Origin of the sequence: Treponema sp. Marseille-Q3903, from assembly GCF_014334335.1 — a bacterium.
Taxonomy (GTDB): Bacteria; Spirochaetota; Spirochaetia; order Treponematales; family Treponemataceae; genus Treponema_D.
In genome coordinates this window covers 1,640,894-1,660,419 of record NZ_JACSEU010000001.1, presented here as the reverse complement: position 1 = coordinate 1,660,419, position 19,526 = coordinate 1,640,894, and the positions used below count along the sequence as shown (strand labels likewise).

The following is a 19,526-nucleotide window of genomic DNA, read 5'->3' as shown; positions in this document are numbered from 1 at the left end:
TTATGAAAGATATTAAAAAACTTTTTTTTATCGTTGCAGCGTTTTCGTCTGTTTTCAGTCTATGTTTTTCGCAAGAAAATGCAGATGATGATATCGATTCTCTTTTTGAACAGTCAAAAGATATAGAGCATGCTGTTGTTGAAGAACATGAATCTGAAAATTCAAAATCTTTGTTTTGCAGAATAAACGAATGGGTTCATCTAAACGGGAATATCGATGCTTCTATAAGTTTTTTAGATAGGTATCAACATTCTTCTGATCCGAAAGTTGAAAGCAATAAATTTGGACTTGGTGCAAGTCTGAAAAATGCTATAAATTTCACAGTACAGCCGAGCCCTATTTTTGCATTCCACGCAAATTTTGACCAGACGCTCGGCGGAAATATGTTCCGTCCTTCATCTTTGTATTTTGATTATCTTTTGCTGAATAAAGTTTATTTGACAGTCGGAACTGTAGGGCTTTCATGGTCTTACACCAGAATTTTCAATAATTCGAGTTATTATACTACAGGCAAGGTTTACGGAGTTTTTTTTCCAACGGGGCAGATGCTTTCAGATATAGTCGCTTCTGATAGCGCGATTAAGCTGAAAATTATGATTCCATGGACTTATGCAAATTTGACGTTTGTCACTTCGTTAGATTCTTTGACTTCGTATAACTTACAAAATATAAGGATGTATGCTTCTGTTGAATGGACAATGCTTCACACGAGTTTTCAGTTGTTTGCAAAAATTCCTGGAACTCTCTTTTCGCCTGAAAAACCCAAATCTTATCCTGTGAACTCTTCTCCAATCGTAGGAGGGCAGGTTAAGAAAACAATTCTCGGGTTTGATTTTTATGGGCAGGCAATCGCCGATTTTGCAGATTTTTCAAACCTCAGAAATCGAAAAGGTTATAACGACATTGTTGCTACATGCGGATTGTACAGATTATGGGACAGCTTTGATCCGAATATCGGTTTTAATATTGAATATCAGTGCGAGTATAATCCAAAAAGCACTGCAAACATATATCAGCACAGGCTGGCGTTTGAAGGCGGATTGAAGAGGCTCGGCAGAGATAAAAATATGAAAGTTGGGGCGATATGGCATCATAGTGTTACAGAAAAACACGGATATGGCGGAGTAAACTTTATAATAGCAGGAATATTGCCTTATGCGGAATTGTCAAACAAAGTTGCAATCGGTTACGGAAGCGCTTACACGATGCCTGTTTTTATTTTGTCGACATCGATTTCAATTTCGCTTGGATATTCAATATTCTAAATAATTTTCCCATCGCTGATTTTTATTACGTGGTTAGCCATGCTGACTATTTTTTGATCGTGCGTTGAAAAAATAAAAGTTGTCTTCAATTCCATGTTTAATTTATGCATAAGTTCAAGAATCTGATCTCCGTTTTTTGAATCTAAGTTAGCAGTAGGTTCATCGGCGAGAATGATAGGGCATTTTGTCACCAGAGCTCTTGCAATCGCAACACGTTGACGCTGACCACCGCTCAGTTCACTTGGCTTATGTTTTTTCCAGTTTGTAAGCCCTGTTGTTTCAATTAAAAAGTCAATCCATTCAGTCTGCTCTTTTTTATTCATAGAAGCTGTCACAGGAGATGACCCAAGGTGAAGCGGTATCTCGATATTTTCGTACACATTTAAGACGGGAATCAAGTTGAAAGTCTGGAATATAAATCCTAAAAGCGCTCTCCTGTAATCGGTGAGTTTTGAATCAATTGAAAGAGGAATCCGTTTTGTTTTAGAAAGAGAGATTCCTTTGTATATATCGATTCCGTTTAAAATCACCTGCCCGGAAGAAGGTAGGTCTGTCAGTCCTATAATATTTAAAAGCGTCGATTTTCCAGAGCCTGAAGGTCCTGATATTGCGCAAAAATCACCTTTTTCAATTTTAAATGATGCGTTATCGACTGCTTTTACAGCGATTTTTCCCATCTGATAAATTTTACTTACATTGTTGAGCTCAACTATAGCCATAACTCTATTATATAAAAAATCATAAAACCATTATAGCCCCTCGTCTATTTTTTTTTAAAGATGCTCAAACAGGTGAGTATGTATAAACAGCTGAGAATGTTCTGGAGTTCGCAAATTCACTGCTCTTTCTTAAACATGTTAAAACACGATAAAGTGAAAAAAGTCCTTGAACAATTTTTTTATTTAATATATATTGAATAACGCAAAGTTGCTAAGACTTAGGGCCATTAGCTCAGCTGGTAGAGCAACAGACTCTTAATCTGTGGGTCGCAAGTTCGATCCTTGCATGGCTCAGGAATGCTTCTTGCAAATTTTACAAGGAGCTTTTTTTTAATTACGGTGCCTATAGTTCAGTGGTAGAGCGCCAGATTGTGGATCTGGTTGTCGTCGGTTCAATCCCGACTAGGCACCCGATGGTGTAGAGAAAATTCTTTGCACCATTTTTTTTGCATTATGCATTTGCGCCTGTAGCTCATCTGGATAGAGCATCAGACTTCGAATCTGAGGGTAGCACGTTCGAATCGTGTCAGACGCAATTTTTTTTAGGCTGTCTCAAAGGTACAAGCTTTTGAGGCAGCCTTTTTTTATTTAAAACATTTTATGTTTTTTCTAAACTAAATTTTTAATCGTCCGAAAATATAATTGATAAAGTAGAGAGATGGCGAAATCAAGTAAAAACCAGAGGCAATATATGGACGAAATAATTAAAGAATATGCTGATGTGCTTGCACACGAGGAAAACCTTTTGGACAGGCTTACAGAAAGGCAGACTGTCTTGCGCAAAACTATAACTGAAAAAAACTGGCAGTCTCTCTTCGATTTGATTTCTGAAGTAAATCAGATTTCCGACTCTTTTAAACGTTTTGATGTCCGCCGCGATCAGATTCAAGAAAAACTAAAAATGGAGCAGATAAAACCGTATTTTGAGCGCCTCAATCGCCTTCGCTCAAAACTCTTAAAATGCAAAGTTGAAAATCAGGTTATTTCAAACTATGTAAATGTAACACGCGAGTTTATTTCAACAGTTATCGAAGAAGCTCTTCCTCAGACTCGCAATAAAAATTATACAAAAAATGGCACAATCACTCAGCGACAGACAGCGAGTGTTTTGGTAGATGTGAGAGGTTAATTATGGGATCGACTTTTTCCGGTATTGAACTTGGCAAACGCAGCATCATGGCTAATACAGATGCGATTACAACTGCGGGACATAACATTTCAAATGCAAACACAGAGGGCTACAGCCGTCAGCGTGTACAAATAAAAGAGTTTGACCCTCTTTACAAACCAGACCTTGAACGTCTTGAACGACCGGGCTTGATTGGGCAGGGTGTTGATGTAAAATCAATAGAGCGCATCCGTGATGAACTCCTTGACAAACGCATAATCGCTCAGGCGAATCAGGAATCTTACTGGGATACACGTTCAAAATATTACACGATGATCGAACAGATTTACAATGAACCTGATGATATTTCTGTTCGCACAAATATGGACAAATTTTGGGAAAGCTGGCAGGAACTTTCAATCAATCCTGAAAGTAAAGCTGCTCGTCAGGCTGTTGTAACTAGAGCAGATACCCTTACAGAATCAATCAAACAGCGATGGGAAAGCCTTCAAGGCGTTGGCGATCTCATAAACGGCGACATATATTCAACTGTAAAACAGGTCAATAGTTATACAAAACAAATTGCGGCAATCAATTCGGAGATTGTTCGCACGCGTGCAATGGGAGACAATCCGAATGATTTGCTTGACCGCCGTGACCTGCTTGTAGATAAGTTGTCAAAACTCATAAATGTCACAACTGACCAACGAGATAACGATGAATTTATGGTCCATGTAGATGGAAAAATACTTGTGCAAGGCAGCATTTCTCGGGAAATAGGATTTAAGTTGCGCAACGACAATTCCGGATATGAAAAACTTATCTGGGCAGATACAGGAAACGACGCTGTTTTTTCCGGCGGAACACTTGGAGCTCTTGTAGAGCTTCGCGATGTCGATATCAGAAACGAGATTCAATCATTGAACACTATGACAATGAATTTTGCCGACCTTGTAAACGATGTTCACCGCAATGCTGTCGGCGCTAACAAAGTCACCGGGTTAAACTTTTTTACGCAACATCCATTTGTTGAAAATACTAACGGTAATTTTGATCGCAATGGAGATGGAGAGCTCGACACTTCTTTTGTGTTCCGTATCAGCGGCACGAATGAACTTGAACTTCAGCAGCAAGTCGGAATAGAAGGCGTCATGACATTTAATGGAACTGATGGCAATGTTCAAGTTCCTTATTTTCATACAGACACTGTGGAAACTGTCATCGCACGCATCAACAATTCTACAAGCGAAGTAAAAGCGTATCTCGATAAAAACAATCACCTTGTATTAAAATCTACAACGGCGCAGAGTACGGAAAATCCCGACTTTGTCATCCGTCACATTGAAGATTCTGGATATTTCCTTGCAGGATATTCAGGAGTTCTCGCTGCAAGAGGGGAAGAAGGGGCGTATGATTTTAATCAGGCTGATGCTGTCAACGCTCTTGTGGGCGGAGCTCAGTTTGCTGTAGCTCCGGTTTTTAATCCTTCTGCTTATATCGAAGTAAACCAGGTAATACGCAACGATGTGATGAGCGTAGCTGCCGGATATATGGATGCCGCTGGTAGGGCTCCGACAGGTGATGGACGTGCCGCAGTTGAAATCGCTGCAATTCGCAATTCGAGCGTTATGGTTGGCGGCATGAAGACTTTTGATGATTATTTTGCCGACTCGGTTACAAATGTCGGATTAAAAGGTGAGCAAGCTGAAACAAATCTCTTAAGTCAAAATGCAATTATGGATGACCTTAGAAACTTGCGAGATTCAATCAGCGGAGTAAATATCGATGAAGAACTTGCGGAAATCATGAAATTTCAACACGGTTACAATGCTGCCGCTAAATTCATAACAGTCTGGGACAGTCTTGTCGATACTATAATTAACAGATTAGGCGTCTAAGGAGTGACTTATGCAGAGAATTTCTAGTCAGATGAACAATAACAATACACAGAGCAATCTTCGTTTGCAGGAAGAGCGTTTAAACCGTGCAAACAATCAGATCGGTTCTCAGCACAAAATTCAACGTCTCCGCGATGATCCAATCGCAGCCGGTCACCTTGTTCGATATCAGTCTTATCTTGGGCGTGTAAATCAGTTTGAAAAAAATGCGCTGACTTTGAGCGACCAGTTCACAGTTCGTGAAGGATACATGAACGATTCTCTTCAGATTATGCAGAGAGTCAGAGAGATGGCAGTTACAGGTGCAAACGGCGTCTATACAAAAGAAGATTTGAAAAACATGGCTTCAGAAGTTGACGAGCTTTTGAAAGCTTTAGTTCAGAATGCAAACGCAGTCAGCGCAGACGGAAATTCAATTTTTGCTGGAACAAACACAAAAGCAACTGCGTTTGATGTTGAGATGGGAAATGTAGAAGGCAGCGGTATTCCATTGATTCAAAATGTAAAGTATAACGGCAATATCGATATAAATCTGGTTGAAGTTGATGAGGGAAAATATCTTGAAAACGACAATGCGGGCGTAAAGGCTTTCTGGGCAGAAAATCAGTCTGTTTTTGGTGCACGCGATGCTTCTTCTTGGCAGGCGAGTCGCGATCAAGTGATTTCTGTAGATAACGTAAAAATTCAAATCAAGCAAGGTGACAATGTTTATGCAGTTGCCGCAAAAATCAACGACAGTGGGGCTGCTGTAAAAGCGTCCATAGACCCTGTCAGAAACGCATTGAACTTTACTACTACAGATGCTCGTCAGCTGTGGCTTCAGGACATAGAGGGAAGCGCATTGCAGGAACTGGGAATAGTAAAAGATTCATCTCAGTTGCCGCCATATAATCTTGGAACAGGAACTCGTGTAAGCGGTGGAAGTATGTTCGACACTGTCATAGCATTCCGCAACGCTTTGCTTGCCGGTGACCAAGACAGCATTGGAGGACGAGTTCTAGGGGCTCTTGATTTAGGAATAGACAGCCTTGTTTCCAGGCTTGCAAAAAGCGGTGCAGAATACGAAAGAGCTCAGCTCAATGCGACACGCAACAGCAAACTCGCCATTGACGTAACTCAACAAGCAAGCCGCGAAGGAGACCTTGACTTTACTAAAGCTATCACCGATTTGAAGATGCTCGATTATACAAATCAGGCAACATTGAGTCAGGCTGCCAAAATGTATTCTTCAACTTTGCTGAACTTCATGAAATAAAAATAATCACAGAGGAATTATATGGAACTTGTTACAAAAGCCCGTGGTAAAATCACTGTAACTTCTGAACAGCTTATCGATATACCCGAAGGTCTTTTTGGATTTGAAAAATATACAAAATACGCAATCGTAGATTCCGATTATGAACCATTTCTTTGGCTTCAGTCATGTGAAGAACCTGACCTTGCATTTTTGATTGTAGATCCGTTCCTTATCTGTTCTTATTATGAAACAGATATTGATGATGAGCTGCTCGTTAAAATTGGCATTACAAAACCTGAAGACATCATCATAATGACAATTGTGACAATTCCGCACGACGGTTCTCCAATCACGGCAAATTTTCAAGGACCTCTTGTGATAAACAAAAAAAACAGAAAATGCATGCAGGCAATCATAAATGATAACCGCTGGTCAACAAAAGTTGATATCGTAAAAGCTCTCAGCAAGAAAGGAGACCGTTGATGCTTATCCTTTCTAGGAAAATCGATGAAAAAATAAAAATCGGTGATAATATAACTATTACATTGATTGATGTGCATGGCGACCAAGTAAAAATCGGCGTTGAAGCACCAAAAAGCCTAAAAGTTTTTCGTCAGGAAGTTTTTGATGCGATTCAGTCAGAAAACAAGGCTGCCGTCGTTGAAGAAAATGATAACCAAAATGCAATCAGTGCTGTCAGCGCTTTGAGCAATCTGTTTAAGCGTTGAGTTTTATTTCAGCTTCGCTTGCTCTTAGATAAACAGGTCCGTCATAATCTTTTAGTTGGCGAGCTTCTTTATTTTCTATTATCTTAATCAATGCGTCAGTATACAACGAGTGAACTTCAGGAACTGCAATTTCAATATCTTTGTTCGTTTGTCTTATGATTCCTGCAAGTTTTTTTGCATCAGGTCCGCACAAAATCACTTTTAAAAAATCTTTAATACTTTCACATATCCTATCGGTTTCCCAGTCGCCGTCTTCCAAAATTATTTTTGAACCATTTTTAATGCTTGCATAAAATCTACCTTTGTTTGCGTCGATGCAAGAGAGCACCGGCAATCCAAAGTTTTTGTATTCATAAGAATATGCTTCAAGCGAAGATACGCCGTATACAGGCACGTCATAAGCCAATTCTATCGCTTTTAAGGCTGATATCACAAGGCGAAGCCCTGTAAAACTTCCAGGTCCGATTGTCATCGTAGTGCAGTCGAGCTCAGAAGCCTTTATCCCGGCTTTTGAAAGCAATTCATCAATTGCCGGAACGAGAAGTTCTGATTGTCTCATACCTATATCGTAAACTCCTGCGATTTCTTTATCTCCTGCCTTTACTGCAAGTCCAAAACGACTCACTGCACAATCCAAAGCTAAAATATTCATATTTCCCCATTATTCCAATTATCGATTTCAACAGTTCGGGTTCCATCTTCATTAGGTGTAATTTTTAAGATGATTGTTTTTTCCGGAAGCTCGTCGATGATTTTTTCTGACCATTCTATTATGCTAACTCCATCGCTGTAAATCATGTCATCTGTGCCGAGATTTACAAAATCATCACCACCTTCAAGGCGATAAACGTCCATGTGGTAAAGAGACATTTTTCCATAATATTCACTTATCAAGCAGAATGTTGGGCTCGTTATAATATCTTTGATTCCGAGCGCTTTTGCTATTCCTTTTGTGATTGTAGTTTTTCCTGCAGCAAGCGTTCCCTGCATAGCGATGACGTCGCCTTTTTTTAATTTTGCACCGATTCGTTCCCCAAGTGCGATTGTCTCTTCGGGAGTTTTAGTTGTAAACGTCAGCAAGGTAACCTGCCTTCTTCTTCTTCTTTTAAAATAAATTCTATCAGCGCTTTTTTTACCGGCAAAAGAGGGTAATTGATTTGTTGCGGAAAAATAACTTCTATTTTCTTTTGACCAAAAGGACTTGTTTCAATACTAAATGAAATTTTTACAGTGCATTCGCTTGTCGGCAATTCTAAAACTGCATCACAAGTATATTTGCGTAAGTAAAAAATATGTCCTTCTTCTCGCATTATATTCTGTAGTTCTACTACTTTCATAGTCTAAGAATGATACTACAATTCAAATTTGTAAACAAGAGTAAAAATCTTATTTTTAGTCTGAATAGATATATGTATAAATTGAATATGGATAGCGAACATTCCGTTTGTAAGCTTGCGAGTCTTTATTACATTGCATACGATTGTTTCAGTAACCCCCGACTGCGGAAGTTCTACTCCAATCTGCTGGTTTTCTTTTAATGGGAGATTTGTCTGAATGCAGCAACCTCCGGCAGAAAAATTTGTCAGTTTGCCTTTGACTTTTTTGTCGGAAAAAATATAATCAGGCTGTCCTTTTTTTCCGTGATTTGGATTTTGTTTTGCAGGCATAAAAATGCATTCCTGATCAGTAAAACTTCGCTTATAATTGCGTTGTGTAAGGCAAGTAAGCTGATCCGTATGACCAAAAATCATGTAAAATGTATTTTTCTCAGGATTTACTTCGTATCTTATAATTCTTGAAACAAAATTGTATGAAAGTTTGTCGTATGTCTTAAAATTGAATTTTGTCTGTTGCAAGATTTTAGGTTTATCAGGGGAATTGTACATAAAAGCCGGAAATTCTACTGTTATCCCATCTTTTACATTTTTTATTACAGTGAGCGGATAAAGCTCTCCTTCTGGTGAAATAATAAACACAACTGATTGCTCCGGTATCTGGCGCGTAGTCGATATTTTTTTTATCTGTGCAACAATCCGTTCAATCTTAAAAAGACATTTAAAAAAATCGCTCACTTTTTGGTCGGAAAAGATATTTTTTTCCTTTGCCTTTATATATGTATCTTTAAAAAGTTTTCTGACTTCGGCATTGCTGTGAAAATAGTATAATATATTCGAACAGTCGGTTATTTTGCATATATCCCAAAGAATATCTATGTCGGTTTGTTTTAGGTTGTTAATTTTTGCAAAATTAATTATATCTTTTAGTTTTGTCTTGCGCTTTCTTTCTTTTTCAAGATATTTTTCAGAATGGTGATACGCTCTCAAACGCAGGTTTATAAAGTATATCAAACCTAAAATAAGAGAGACAATAATCACAAAAAAGATGATTGTAAAAATTGGAGCATTTTGACGAGCGGTAATTGGAGAACCGCTCACATCTACGTACAATAAGAACATAAGCTACCTCTTTTCAAGTGCTTTTGAAATTGCCTGAAGACGAGGGCATATTTCGTATTCTGAAAGGTCTCCAATCATAACTGTGTCATTATTTTTCAGAGCGTCTTCAAAATCTTTTAGAATTGGAGAAAAATCTGCAAAAAAGTCTTTAAAAGAAACACCGTCTATATTGATGATTTTAAAAGTTTCCGGAAAGAGGGAAGCGAGAGCCGCTACATGGCAAAATTGATCGATGCTGTCTGCGACATTTTTGATAGATTCGCTGACTTCTTTATTTTTCCCTGATTGCAGAGCAGATGGAACGCTCTCCATTTGCCCTGCCAAATTAGCAAAAAGTTCTGAAAGTTTTGTAAGTGACATTTGAATATCTGATTTTGTCACAACTGAAAATTCGAATTTCATGTTTTTTGAGAGAGGTTTGAGAGCTTCGTCATCAAAAGTTTCCGCAGTAATTGTTTTGCCATCTACTGCGATGCCGATAACAGCCGCTTGATTTTCTTCGCAAGTTTTTTCAAAAGAGCTCAAAACATCACCAATTGTCTGCTCATCTTCAATTTGAACATCTATTTTCTGTCCGTTTATAAAAAAATCTATCATAATCATGCTCCTGTGTCAGGTTTTCTGAGCCTTTTTTTATTGTTTATTGTTTTGTTGTTTTGTAAAATTGCTGATTGTATTTTGCTGTGCTTCAAGGCTGTTCAACGAGCCTTCCATCTGGCTATATTTGCTCCGCAGCTGCGCTTCCTTGTTGTTCATCTGTGTTTCAAGTTTTGAGATTTTTTGTTCCGAACTTTTAATTTTAGAATCGAGAGTAGACGTTTTCAATGAAAGGATTCCGCCTGTCTGAGTGTATGCAGAAATCTGTTTGTCCAGTCTGTATGCAATTCCGGAATCGATGATTAGATCTCCGTCAGTATCGTATCCGAATAACTGGCGAATGTCGTCCATATTTGAATCGAGCGCTGCATCGAGTTTTTTTTCATCTATTTCAAGGTAACCGCGCAGTTTGCTCTGGGAATATCCTCCGCTAAATCCGCCGGCATTAGTCGCAATCCCAATCTGAGAGAGCATCGTGATTTTTGCAGTATCTGAAAAAACATAATTTTGCGAAATAATAGACGCCATGTTCGATTTTATATTTGTGAGCGAAAAATCAGACTGAAAAATTCCTAGCTTTTTTTCTTCTTGTTCCTGTTCTTCTTTTGTAAGGTAATTTAATTCCTGAATGATTTCCGGTTTCTTTTGTGACAGTATATTTAATTCTGCAATTGCCTGATTGTATTTCCCGACAAACTCGATTATTGTATTTTTTGAAGACTCCTTATCCGGCTTTACAGAAATAGTTGCGGTTTTTTCTGTCTTGTCGTGAAGATTCAAAGTTATTTCGGGAACTACATCATCAATCTTGTTTGAAGAGCGGCTGATTGTAATTCCTTCGTATTTTATTATTGCGTCATCTGCTACAGAAACAGGATTGACAGGTCCATATCCTAAATCTTGAACAGGGTTTAATGCAGAGAAATCTGAAATCGTAAAAGCTGTTCCCGTGTTTGTATTTCTGATTGCAATTGATTTTATGCCTTTATATTCGGAAAGATTTATATCAACATATTTTGAATTATTTAAATTTGAGGTTTCTGAATCATTTTCTTTTATCGAAAATAAATCTTTAACTTCGACAGGTTTTTCTGTACCGTCTTCCATCACCGCAAAAACAATTTGGTTTTCTGTGACAGGAGAAAGCGGTTCAGGCGGAACAGGCGGAAGATTCATGTTTACGTCAGATAGGCTGTTGTTTACGATAATCCCTTCAAATTCCGCATTTCCGGCAGAGGGCAGCTCCGGCTGCATAAGTTTTTCATTTATACCGGAAGTTATATCTTCCGTATTTTCGGGCGTGATTGAAAACTGAATATGAATGTTTGAATCGGAGAGGATTTTTTCAGGGATTTTTACCTGATATGCTCCGCGAGGCTCAACTCTTACTGTCTTATCTTCTTCGTTAAACTTTATATTTGTGAGCGACAGCTTTGGCATGTAAGAAGGCTCTTCGTATTCGATTTTGTTGACAGGAAGTATCTGTTTTTGTTCGTCTGCAAATTCAACAGCCTTCGATTTTATTTTATCTATCATCTTTATATCGAATGCCATTTTATATGCATCGTCTTCAAAGATGAGCCTGTTTTCTTTTCCTGTCTTGACTGCTTCAATCAAAAGCGTTTTTTTTCCTTCGCTCGCACCTATGATAGATGCTTTTATTATGTTGTTTCCACGTTTGTTGATTGCGTTTGCAAAATCTTTTAAGGAACCGCCTTTCCATTTGAAACTAAGCTGCTTTTCTCCGGCTTTAAAAGTAAAAGTTCCTTCTTGTACTTTGTAATCAGAGTCCAATTCACTGCTTAAGAATCTGTCTGGAGTTGCAGGCTGAATAACATCAATTTTGAAAGATTGAATAGATGCAGAGCGATTTGCATCTGCTGTTATAGCATATTCTTCTGTTGAGGAAGTTATTTTGTTGTTAAATGGATTTTCAAAAGAGTAGAGAGTTTTTGAGTTGTCTCTTAATGAGGAAAGTTTCGAGTTGAGGTCTCGCCAGGCGTCCTTTTCAGTTTTTAATGATTCAAGCGCATTCTGCTCCCTTGTGAGCGGGATACGTTCGATTTTCATCAGTTTTTCGACAGTTTCGTTCGTATTATACTGATTTGTTACACCCGGTATATTTATTCCAGCCATTTTTTGTCTTATCTTAGCTCATCAAATAAGTTGCCGATCACTTTACGAATTCGTAACTTTAATTTTTGCATATCCTCTGATGGAATTTGTTTTACAACTTGGTTAGTTGATGCATCTATTATTGAAACTATTACGCTTCCGAGTTCTTTATTTATACTGAACTGAAGTTTGTTGCTAGGCACAATTTCTGACATTCTTTGCAATGCCTGGGCATCTGCCTTTATTTCGGCTATATTCTGCTCAATATTTTGTGCTACTTGGGCTCCTGTGGGTGTTATGGATTTTGCAGTTATCTGTTGTGATGCGGATGTAGAAACACCTGCATTATTGCTGTTAATTTTATTGTAAAGAGACTGGCCATCCATTGCCACATGAACCGTTGAATTAATTGTATTCATAGTTCTCCTCCTTAAAAAGAGAATGAAAGGGAAGGGAGGCGCATACCCCTTCCATTCCATCTAATTAAAAAGATGACATCCAGAAATCTCTTTAATTTATTTTTAATTTATGATCTATTTCAACAAAGACAATACTGTCTGAGACTGTGAGTTAGCCTGAGCGAGCATTGCAGTTCCAGCTTGTGTGAGAATGCTGTTCTTTGTGAACTGTACCATTTCTGCAGCCATATCAGTATCTCTGATACGTGATTCTGCAGCCTGAGTATTTTCAGCAGCAATGTTTACGCCTTTTGCAGCCAATTCAAATCTATTCTGATAAGCACCAAGATCTGCTCTCTGTTTTGTTACATTTTTCAATGCAGCATCTACAGCGGCAAGAGTCATGTTTGCTTCATCAGGAGATGAAATAGAAATCTGTTCATCGCCACCTTGTGCTCCCTTGAGTCCGAGAGCTGTTGCAGTCATAGTACCGATGAATACACGTGCGTTCTGGTCAACATTTGCACCAATGTGGAACTGCATTACTGCATCGCCTGCCTGAGCAAAGCGTCCTGTAAGCATATTCATACCATTGAATTGTGCCTGTGATGCAATTCGGTCAACTTCAGAAACGAGTTGAGAAACTTCAACCTGGATCTGCATACGATCTTCATCGCTGTAGATTCCGTTTGCAGACTGAACAGCGAGTTCTCGAACACGCTGAAGAATGTCTGTTGTTTCAGTCAAATAACCTTCTGTTGTCTGAATGAAAGAAACACCATTCTGAATGTTCTTAGCTGCCTGGTTCAATCCTCGGATTTGGCTGCGCATCTTTTCAGATACAGCAAGTCCTGATGCATCGTCTCCGGCGCGGTTGATGCGTTCACCAGAAGAGAGCTTTTCCATGTTCTTCATGATTGAATCATTAGAGATGTTCAATACACGATCAGCATAGAGCGAGCTCATATTGTGATTAATAATCATAGTTATGCCTCCATGTTTACTTAAACAAAAAGCCTCATGCTTCTTGTCCTGCAGGTGAAGGCTAAATTAGTATTGCGCCTCTAATTTAGTTTCAGACCTATTACAGCAGGAATAGTCAGTCTTATAAAAACCGACTGTTCTTGCTGTCACCTACAGCCATCATGGAAACATCATGTCAAAGAACTATGCGCTTCTGAAAAAGCGTAATTACACTAATAATATAGCATGTTTACGATGTTTTAGGGAATAAATTTTGCGTAGAAAAAGAAAAAAAAACACCGTGATTATAATTAGATTTGTGGTGGGGAAGTTTTTGAATTTCCCTGACCACAAATTCTAATCATAATTTACTATCTGAGTAAAGAAAGTACATTCTGAGATTGTGAGTTAGCCTGAGCCAGCATTGCTGTTCCTGCTTGTAACAATACAGAATTCTTTGTGAATTCTACCATCTGTGAAGCCATATCAGCATCACGGATGCGAGATTCAGAAGCTTGGAGATTTTCAGCTCCAACATCAAGACCTTTTACAGTGAGTTCCATTCGGTTCTGATAAGCACCGAGGTCTGCTCTCTGTTTGTTGATCTTTTTCAAAGCTTCATCTACTATTCCGATAGCACGGTTGGCATCTTCCGGTGTAGCAAGTGTTATTTTATCTTCAGTTCCGATTTCGCGAACACCGAGTGCTGCTGCAGACATTGTTCCAATGTAGATCTGCATACGCTGATCCATGTTTGCTCCGATATGGAACCACATAGAAGCAGTTACAACATTTTCTCCTGTTGGCTGTGCGAAACGACCTGTGAGCATGTTCATACCGTTGAATTGAGCAGAACTTGCAACACGGTCTACTTCTGATACAAGGGCAGAGATTTCTACCTGAATCTGCATACGATCTTCATCGCTGTAGATTCCGTTTGAAGCCTGTACTGCAAGCTCGCGGATACGCTGCATGATGTCTGTAGTTTCCTGGAGATAACCTTCAGTTGTCTGAATGAAACTGATACCGTTCTGTGCGTTTTCTGAAGCTTTGTTCAAACCTCGAATTTGTGAACGCATCTTTTCAGATACTGCAAGTCCGGATGCATCATCGCCTGCGCGATTGATTCTCATACCAGATGACAGTTTTTCCATATCTTTTGATAAAGATGTTCCTGTCACGCCGAGTTGACGATTAGCAAACATTGCCGACATGTTGTGGTTGATAACCATTGTATTCCTCCTTGGAATGTAAACAGAAGAATCCTTTCTTCTGAAATAAGCAAAAATGCGTAAATGTTGTTACAAGGCTACATCTACACATTTTTGCAAGAACTGCTTGATTGTTGCTTCTACGAAGTCGAAACAGTCATAACATTTCTAGTTGAATTATCGGCAATGTCAGTAAATAACTTTAATATTTTTTTTATTATTTTGTAAAAAATTAGACGATGTTTATAATTCGTTTTAGCGCTCTGACGGCTTTTCCACGGTGCGAGATTCTGTTTTTTTCTTCTGCTGAAATTTCAGCGACTGTTTTTCCGAGTTCCGGCAAAAAAACTATAGGATCGTAGCCAAATCCGCCGCTTCCTGCCTGTTTTTTTATATCGTCTATTATGGTGCCTTCAAATGTTTCTTGAGCAACGTAAAGTCTGTCCGCTCCGCAATACATGACCATTGCACAAGTGTAGTGACATGAGTATTTTCCGTTTAGATACTCACCTTTTGGAATGTTTCCACTTTTAATTGCGTCGTTTACTTGTTTGATTAAGAAAATATTTTGTTCTTCCTGCGAAATCTTTTGTCCGTCCGGTTTTCCGTGCATAAAGTCCGGACCTGCGTAACGTGAAGAATATATGCCAGGCGCTCCACCCAAAGCGTCTACACATATACCCGAATCGTCTGCAATAACGGGGCAGTGAACAATTTCATATAAATTCTGCGCTTTGATAAGACTGTTTTCGTAAAAAGTTGTTCCTGTTTCTTCAGGTGCAAAATCTATACCTTCATCAGATGGGATCAAAATTGTGTGTTCCGGTAAAAGTTCACACATCTCACGTTTTTTATTTTTGTTTCCTGTAGCTAAATAAATCTTCATGAAAACAATATACAGTAAATAGCGATTTACAACAATTATTTGTTTGTTTCTAAATTTCTCCTTGCACAACTTATGTAGTAATTTACCTGCCGTTCACAAATACCGAGTATGTCTGCAACGGTTTTTGTCGTCGGACGCAAACTTAAATAACCGTTTTTAAAATTTTCATTCAGTAAATCTAAATTTTTGTTGTGTTTATTTTGTTTCCGCTTTATTTTTTCTTCCTGAATATAATAAACCGATTCGTCTTCTTTAGATTTTAGACGTTCAAGATCGCAGTAACATTTGTTTTTTAGGAAATATTCCGAATTACGTCTTTGAAGTGCTTTTTCATGCTTTACCTTTTTGTCGTCTATCGAAGCCTTGCAATATTGAATCATCTGGTATAAAAGTTCTCTGTTCATTTTATAAAGCGAGCATATTTTTTTTATCTGTTCATCTGTTATATAAAACGAAGATTTCAAAGCAAGCACAAGAATCTTTTTATCTTGTTTACTTCTTGTATTTGCAGCAAAAGCATCTCTCAATTCTTTTGCATTCATAGAACAAGCTCTAAACGGTGTCTTTCCTGTTTCAAATGTCTGATAACAAATCGAGTTGTAGAGGTTTTCTTTTTCTTTAAGATCTTTTATAGCTTCGGCTAAGATACATTTTTCATTTATTGTCTTACGTGCCAAAGTTTTCATTTTTGTCTGAGAAAGGCTGATGATAAAACAATACAGAAAAGTAAAAAACTCCCCATACTCTGGATTAAACAGTTCAAATAAGTGCTCTCCTTTTTCTAAAAAAGAAAGAATCAAATCTCCTCTGAAATCTTCATCGTATTTTTGAAGCCCGAAAATTCTGTAGTTGTCTAACAAAAAAGTCGCAATACTATGAACCGCTTGTTTTCTAGTGATAATTCCTTTTTTAATCTGTAAAGGAATACAATTTAAATCGAAATTTTTCATATTTCCTCCATGGTATAATATCCAGCAAATTTTATGCCAAGCGTGAAAAAAAATATTATTCGCTTGACATAAATTACTGAAAATGATATTTTGAAAAACATCTTAAGGCGACTTAGCTCAGTTGGTAGAGCACACGGCTCATATCCGTGATGTCAATAGTTCAATCCTATTAGTCGCTACTTAAAAAGCGGAATTTTTATACGAAATTCCGCTTTTTTTTTATATTGTTTACTCTTTTTTTTCTGAAATAATCGCCATCAAGTTTTTTTTGAGGGAAAAAAACTGATTTGCTTTTTATAAGTGGAAGGAAAAGTTTGTTTGCTTTTTATAAGATTTTGAAAGAATTAAAATAATTGTAATTTTTTCCAAAAATATTAGTATATTAGAATTTGTTAACAGACATGTTACAAAAACGCCGATCTGTTAATATTTGTAACAAATCGGCGCTTTTTGTTAATGTTTTTTTTAACCTAAATAATTATTCTAAATAATTATTCGGTGTCTTTTTTTTGTATTATTTTTTATTCTTGCGTACTTGATTCTGAATAATAATCATCAGATTCGGCGTTTAACAAATATGAATTTTCTTGATCGATATACTGTTTGATATTGTCTTCCGCAAGAAAATCGACTAAAGCTTTTGCCTGAGCCTTTGTAAAATAATATTTAAGCCTCAACGATTCTTTTGAAGTTGCTTCGCCTATAAGGTCATAGTGGTCATTGTGGAAAGGGTAACTTGAGAGAAGAAAGTAAGGAGAGCCTTTTACAAATTCATAGCCTAAATAACCTTTTGTGTCTCCATGGTTAGGCGTAGAAGAACTTATTGTTCCCCAGTCAGCATGAAAGTTTATGTTTCCGTATGCTTTGAATGTTTTGCTGTCTTTTCTGTTGAGTTTTTTATTTTCAAAGTCTTTTAGATAATTGTCGTATGCGTTGATAAATTTTTTTCGAGCATCATAATTCATCAGAATAATATAGTAGGCAGCCATGTATTGACTTCCAAAACCGGCATCATTGTTTTTTGCACTTATCGTAAAAATTGATTTTTTTTGAACGATTCCGCCAAGTGCTCCAAGTGCATTTATCGATGATTCAGGACCATAAATATAGTTTCCTTTGTTTCCAAAAGTAAACAAATCTTCGATAAATGATTTTTCATTGTTTTTTTTATTTAAATTTGTCTGCTTTTTATCAGTCTTTGTTACAGGTGTTTTATCCGAAATCTCGGTCTGTGTTTTAGAATCATCTCTCGAATCGTTATAAACATCGGAAGAAACTTTTGTTTGATTTTTTGTTGCACAAGATAATAATGAAAATGTAAAGACCGCCGTAGCAATCATCGTTTTAAAAAAGATTTTATTCATTTTGATTTTTCCTTTTATTTTATCATTATTAAATATAATATCAGAAATATTGATTTAGTTACATATAAATTGAAATAAAACTGTTGTTAAAAAAAAATAATCGGTTTATAATCTTTCGTATGAGGAGTTCTTTTATGAAGAAGTTTTTGATGAGTCTGGCGATTGCCTCTGTGTTTGTAAGTTTTGCTTTTGCTGAAGCACAGACTAGAACAAAAAATGAAAAAAAATGGACATCGATGTCATACGTAAATGTTCCGATTGTAAAAATTCTTGAAGCCAAAGACGGTTACGTAGTTATTTACCAGAAGAATAAAACCGGAGTTGGCAATGTTGTGATTCCGAAAAAATGGATAAAAGGCAGCGAAAAAGAACCGAGAAAGCTAAAATTAAGAAATATTCAAGGTGTAAACGGCGCCTATATGACTGTTATAAAAGATGACAACAAATTTAAAAGAGTTGTCCTTTCGATTCCGATGGATAAATCGAAACGCATTTGGGGTGTTGTAGATAGCGGAAAGCAGCTTGAGGGAACAGATAAAGATGCTCTTGAAGAGTTGGAATTGTAGAAGCAAACTGATATAATTAAAGAGGATTGTGTTTTAGCAATCCTCTTTTTTTTATTTTAAAGGAATTTTATATGATGGAAATTACTCAAGAACATATAGACAGCTTTAAGTCATTCATCAATAAATATGAATTTTTTTTTATTGCAGGACATAAGGAACCTGATGGAGACTGCATTGCTTCATCTCTTGGTGTTGCTGCGATTCTCGACAATTTTGGGAAAAAATATCAACTTTTATCAGCAGGTCCTTTTAAGCGAAATGAAGTTGCTCCATGGCAGGAAAAATTTTCTTCGGAGATTGTTTTTCAAGATGTTTCCGAACGCGCTGCAACAGGTTTTATTATTGTTGACTGTAGTGAAGTCTCAAGGCTCGGTGAAATTGATGGCGATTTGAACGGTTTTGACACATTTATAATTGACCATCACAAAACTGGAGAATTGCCTGAAAATTCACAAGGATGTATTTTACCGCAAGCCCCTGCATGTGCTTATTTAATCCAGCAGTTTTATGAAAAGCTTGTAGGAGATGTCCCTGCCGAACTTGCAAAGATTTTATTTTTCGGGCTCTGCACAGATACCGGATTTTTCAGATTTTTGGAATCGGACTCCGCTTCTGTTTTTATGGCAGCGTCACGCCTTATTGCCGACGGTGCAAATCCCAAAGTCGTTTACCGCGAAATAAATTCAGGAAAGCCGTATTCAACGCGAAAGCTGCTCGGGACATTGCTCAGCAAAGCGGAACGATATTTAGATGGTCGCCTTGTCCTAACTTATGAAACGATGGAAGATACAAAAAAATACGGTCTTAACGGGCGGGATTCCGATTCGCTTTATCAGCTTTTGCTTTCTGTTGAAGGTGTCGAAGCTGTCGTTTTTCTTAGGCAAGATACTGCTACAACTTGTACAGGAGGATTTCGTTCTCAAGATAAAATCGATGTCTCTGTAGTCGCTGCAAAATTTGGAGGTGGAGGGCATAAAAATGCCAGCGGCATGACGTGTGACGGTCGTATTGAAACTCTTATACCTCAGGTTGTCAAAGAGTTTGCAAGGATTATGTAAGTTATTG

The 19,526-nt window shown here is 37.6% G+C and carries 21 protein-coding genes and 4 tRNA genes; 12 read left to right on the top strand and 13 right to left on the bottom strand.

Translation table 11 applies throughout. From position 1 onward, the window contains the following. The first annotated feature begins 2 nt into the window (after window positions 1-2). A complete protein-coding gene (locus H9I37_RS07565) occupies window positions 3-1,265 on the top strand; it encodes a hypothetical protein (protein WP_187381835.1) in 1,263 nt (420 codons plus the stop codon). Here H9I37_RS07565 and H9I37_RS07560 read toward each other — a convergent pair. After that, on the bottom strand, window positions 1,262-1,984 hold the full coding sequence (locus H9I37_RS07560; protein WP_187381834.1) for an ABC transporter ATP-binding protein: 723 nt from the start codon (window positions 1,982-1,984) through the stop codon (window positions 1,262-1,264). The two genes, H9I37_RS07565 and H9I37_RS07560, sit on opposite strands and share 4 nt — an antisense overlap. A gap of 221 nt (window positions 1,985-2,205) precedes the next feature. Here H9I37_RS07560 and H9I37_RS07555 point away from each other — a divergent pair. The 8 genes from H9I37_RS07555 to csrA all read left to right on the top strand — a co-directional run bounded on the left by H9I37_RS07555 (window position 2,206) and on the right by csrA (window position 6,955). Continuing rightward, window positions 2,206-2,278 (top strand) — tRNA-Lys (locus H9I37_RS07555). A gap of 45 nt (window positions 2,279-2,323) precedes the next feature. Next, a tRNA-His gene (locus tag H9I37_RS07550) sits at window positions 2,324-2,395 on the top strand. Window positions 2,396-2,444: 49 nt separating this feature from the next. Further along, window positions 2,445-2,520 (top strand) — tRNA-Arg (locus H9I37_RS07545). A 155-nt stretch (window positions 2,521-2,675) separates the two neighbouring features. After that, window positions 2,676-3,113 (top strand): hypothetical protein, encoded by a 438-nt coding sequence (locus H9I37_RS07540; RefSeq protein ID WP_187381833.1) that lies wholly within the window; start codon window positions 2,676-2,678, stop codon window positions 3,111-3,113. Window positions 3,114-3,115: 2 nt separating this feature from the next. After that, window positions 3,116-4,990: a flagellar hook-associated protein FlgK gene (flgK, locus tag H9I37_RS07535; protein ID WP_187381832.1), complete on the top strand. Its 1,875-nt coding sequence runs from the start codon at window positions 3,116-3,118 to the stop codon at window positions 4,988-4,990. Window positions 4,991-5,000: 10 nt separating this feature from the next. Then, window positions 5,001-6,245, top strand: a complete 1,245-nt coding sequence (locus tag H9I37_RS07530; RefSeq protein WP_187381831.1) for a flagellar hook-associated protein 3 — start codon at window positions 5,001-5,003, stop codon at window positions 6,243-6,245. Window positions 6,246-6,266: 21 nt separating this feature from the next. After that, window positions 6,267-6,710, top strand: coding sequence for a flagellar assembly protein FliW (locus H9I37_RS07525; protein WP_187381830.1), 444 nt, complete (start codon window positions 6,267-6,269; stop codon window positions 6,708-6,710). Further along, the gene (gene csrA, locus H9I37_RS07520) at window positions 6,710-6,955 is read left to right on the top strand and encodes a carbon storage regulator CsrA (RefSeq protein WP_187381829.1); all 246 of its coding nucleotides are present in this window, start codon (window positions 6,710-6,712) and stop codon (window positions 6,953-6,955) included. The genes H9I37_RS07525 and csrA overlap by 1 nt, the downstream gene beginning before the upstream one ends. On the opposite strand, the gene tsaB is transcribed toward csrA, so the two are convergent. The 11 genes from tsaB to H9I37_RS07465 all read right to left on the bottom strand — a co-directional run bounded on the left by tsaB (window position 6,945) and on the right by H9I37_RS07465 (window position 16,531). Continuing rightward, on the bottom strand, window positions 6,945-7,607 hold the full coding sequence (tsaB, locus tag H9I37_RS07515; RefSeq protein ID WP_187381828.1) for a tRNA (adenosine(37)-N6)-threonylcarbamoyltransferase complex dimerization subunit type 1 TsaB: 663 nt from the start codon (window positions 7,605-7,607) through the stop codon (window positions 6,945-6,947). The genes csrA and tsaB overlap by 11 nt on opposite strands. Further along, window positions 7,604-8,032 carry a tRNA (adenosine(37)-N6)-threonylcarbamoyltransferase complex ATPase subunit type 1 TsaE gene (gene tsaE, locus H9I37_RS07510; protein ID WP_187382551.1) on the bottom strand — a complete coding sequence of 143 codons (429 nt, stop codon included), beginning with the start codon at window positions 8,030-8,032 and terminating at the stop codon, window positions 7,604-7,606. Before tsaE ends, tsaB begins: the two co-directional genes overlap by 4 nt. Further along, window positions 8,029-8,292 carry a hypothetical protein gene (locus H9I37_RS07505; protein WP_187381827.1) on the bottom strand — a complete coding sequence of 88 codons (264 nt, stop codon included), beginning with the start codon at window positions 8,290-8,292 and terminating at the stop codon, window positions 8,029-8,031. Before H9I37_RS07505 ends, tsaE begins: the two co-directional genes overlap by 4 nt. 15 nt (window positions 8,293-8,307) lie before the next feature. After that, the gene (locus H9I37_RS07500; RefSeq protein WP_187381826.1) at window positions 8,308-9,411 is read right to left on the bottom strand and encodes a PilZ domain-containing protein; all 1,104 of its coding nucleotides are present in this window, start codon (window positions 9,409-9,411) and stop codon (window positions 8,308-8,310) included. A 3-nt stretch (window positions 9,412-9,414) separates the two neighbouring features. Continuing rightward, window positions 9,415-10,008, bottom strand: coding sequence for a hypothetical protein (locus tag H9I37_RS07495; protein WP_187381825.1), 594 nt, complete (start codon window positions 10,006-10,008; stop codon window positions 9,415-9,417). A 36-nt stretch (window positions 10,009-10,044) separates the two neighbouring features. Next, window positions 10,045-12,144 carry a flagellar filament capping protein FliD gene (gene fliD, locus H9I37_RS07490; RefSeq protein WP_187381824.1) on the bottom strand — a complete coding sequence of 700 codons (2,100 nt, stop codon included), beginning with the start codon at window positions 12,142-12,144 and terminating at the stop codon, window positions 10,045-10,047. Between the two features lie 8 nt (window positions 12,145-12,152). Next, window positions 12,153-12,542, bottom strand: a complete 390-nt coding sequence (locus tag H9I37_RS07485; protein ID WP_187381823.1) for a flagellar protein FlaG — start codon at window positions 12,540-12,542, stop codon at window positions 12,153-12,155. Between the two features lie 114 nt (window positions 12,543-12,656). Next, entirely contained in the window at window positions 12,657-13,505 is an 849-nt protein-coding gene (locus tag H9I37_RS07480) for a flagellin N-terminal helical domain-containing protein (RefSeq protein WP_187381822.1), read from the bottom strand. A 350-nt stretch (window positions 13,506-13,855) separates the two neighbouring features. Beyond that, window positions 13,856-14,716, bottom strand: a complete 861-nt coding sequence (locus H9I37_RS07475) for a flagellin N-terminal helical domain-containing protein (RefSeq protein ID WP_187381821.1) — start codon at window positions 14,714-14,716, stop codon at window positions 13,856-13,858. A gap of 211 nt (window positions 14,717-14,927) precedes the next feature. After that, window positions 14,928-15,581, bottom strand: a complete 654-nt coding sequence (locus H9I37_RS07470; RefSeq protein WP_187381820.1) for a non-canonical purine NTP pyrophosphatase — start codon at window positions 15,579-15,581, stop codon at window positions 14,928-14,930. Window positions 15,582-15,616: 35 nt separating this feature from the next. Next, a complete protein-coding gene (locus tag H9I37_RS07465; RefSeq protein WP_187381819.1) occupies window positions 15,617-16,531 on the bottom strand; it encodes a hypothetical protein in 915 nt (304 codons plus the stop codon). A 106-nt stretch (window positions 16,532-16,637) separates the two neighbouring features. Between H9I37_RS07465 and H9I37_RS07460 the strand changes: the two genes are divergently transcribed. Then, window positions 16,638-16,710: transfer RNA gene (locus tag H9I37_RS07460), tRNA-Met, on the top strand. A gap of 342 nt (window positions 16,711-17,052) precedes the next feature. Here H9I37_RS07460 and H9I37_RS07455 read toward each other — a convergent pair. Beyond that, window positions 17,053-17,895, bottom strand: coding sequence for a hypothetical protein (locus H9I37_RS07455; RefSeq protein WP_187381818.1), 843 nt, complete (start codon window positions 17,893-17,895; stop codon window positions 17,053-17,055). 134 nt (window positions 17,896-18,029) lie between these two features. On the opposite strand from H9I37_RS07455, the gene H9I37_RS07450 reads away from it, so the two are divergent. Together H9I37_RS07450 and H9I37_RS07445 are read left to right on the top strand one after the other, a co-directional pair. Then, the gene (locus H9I37_RS07450) at window positions 18,030-18,461 is read left to right on the top strand and encodes a hypothetical protein (protein WP_187381817.1); all 432 of its coding nucleotides are present in this window, start codon (window positions 18,030-18,032) and stop codon (window positions 18,459-18,461) included. Window positions 18,462-18,532: 71 nt separating this feature from the next. Further along, complete coding sequence (locus H9I37_RS07445) at window positions 18,533-19,519, top strand: DHH family phosphoesterase (RefSeq protein ID WP_187381816.1); 987 nt, start codon at window positions 18,533-18,535, stop codon at window positions 19,517-19,519. Window positions 19,520-19,526 lie beyond the last annotated feature (7 nt).

What these genes read in the sequence shown, in the direction of transcription:
- H9I37_RS07565 (WP_187381835.1), top strand. Translation starts at nt 3, where the DNA reads ATGAAAGATATTAAAAAACTTTTTTTTATCGTTGCAGCGTTTTCGTCT.
- H9I37_RS07560 (WP_187381834.1), bottom strand. Translation starts at nt 1,984, where the DNA reads ATGGCTATAGTTGAGCTCAACAATGTAAGTAAAATTTATCAGATGGGA.
- H9I37_RS07540 (WP_187381833.1), top strand. Translation starts at nt 2,676, where the DNA reads ATGGACGAAATAATTAAAGAATATGCTGATGTGCTTGCACACGAGGAA.
- flgK (WP_187381832.1), top strand. Translation starts at nt 3,116, where the DNA reads ATGGGATCGACTTTTTCCGGTATTGAACTTGGCAAACGCAGCATCATG.
- H9I37_RS07530 (WP_187381831.1), top strand. Translation starts at nt 5,001, where the DNA reads ATGCAGAGAATTTCTAGTCAGATGAACAATAACAATACACAGAGCAAT.
- H9I37_RS07525 (WP_187381830.1), top strand. Translation starts at nt 6,267, where the DNA reads ATGGAACTTGTTACAAAAGCCCGTGGTAAAATCACTGTAACTTCTGAA.
- csrA (WP_187381829.1), top strand. Translation starts at nt 6,710, where the DNA reads ATGCTTATCCTTTCTAGGAAAATCGATGAAAAAATAAAAATCGGTGAT.
- tsaB (WP_187381828.1), bottom strand. Translation starts at nt 7,607, where the DNA reads ATGAATATTTTAGCTTTGGATTGTGCAGTGAGTCGTTTTGGACTTGCA.
- H9I37_RS07505 (WP_187381827.1), bottom strand. Translation starts at nt 8,292, where the DNA reads ATGAAAGTAGTAGAACTACAGAATATAATGCGAGAAGAAGGACATATT.
- H9I37_RS07500 (WP_187381826.1), bottom strand. Translation starts at nt 9,411, where the DNA reads ATGTTCTTATTGTACGTAGATGTGAGCGGTTCTCCAATTACCGCTCGT.
- H9I37_RS07495 (WP_187381825.1), bottom strand. Translation starts at nt 10,008, where the DNA reads ATGATAGATTTTTTTATAAACGGACAGAAAATAGATGTTCAAATTGAA.
- fliD (WP_187381824.1), bottom strand. Translation starts at nt 12,144, where the DNA reads ATGGCTGGAATAAATATACCGGGTGTAACAAATCAGTATAATACGAAC.
- H9I37_RS07485 (WP_187381823.1), bottom strand. Translation starts at nt 12,542, where the DNA reads ATGAATACAATTAATTCAACGGTTCATGTGGCAATGGATGGCCAGTCT.
- H9I37_RS07480 (WP_187381822.1), bottom strand. Translation starts at nt 13,505, where the DNA reads ATGATTATTAATCACAATATGAGCTCGCTCTATGCTGATCGTGTATTG.
- H9I37_RS07475 (WP_187381821.1), bottom strand. Translation starts at nt 14,716, where the DNA reads ATGGTTATCAACCACAACATGTCGGCAATGTTTGCTAATCGTCAACTC.
- H9I37_RS07470 (WP_187381820.1), bottom strand. Translation starts at nt 15,581, where the DNA reads ATGAAGATTTATTTAGCTACAGGAAACAAAAATAAAAAACGTGAGATG.
- H9I37_RS07465 (WP_187381819.1), bottom strand. Translation starts at nt 16,531, where the DNA reads ATGAAAAATTTCGATTTAAATTGTATTCCTTTACAGATTAAAAAAGGA.
- H9I37_RS07455 (WP_187381818.1), bottom strand. Translation starts at nt 17,895, where the DNA reads ATGAATAAAATCTTTTTTAAAACGATGATTGCTACGGCGGTCTTTACA.
- H9I37_RS07450 (WP_187381817.1), top strand. Translation starts at nt 18,030, where the DNA reads ATGAAGAAGTTTTTGATGAGTCTGGCGATTGCCTCTGTGTTTGTAAGT.
- H9I37_RS07445 (WP_187381816.1), top strand. Translation starts at nt 18,533, where the DNA reads ATGATGGAAATTACTCAAGAACATATAGACAGCTTTAAGTCATTCATC.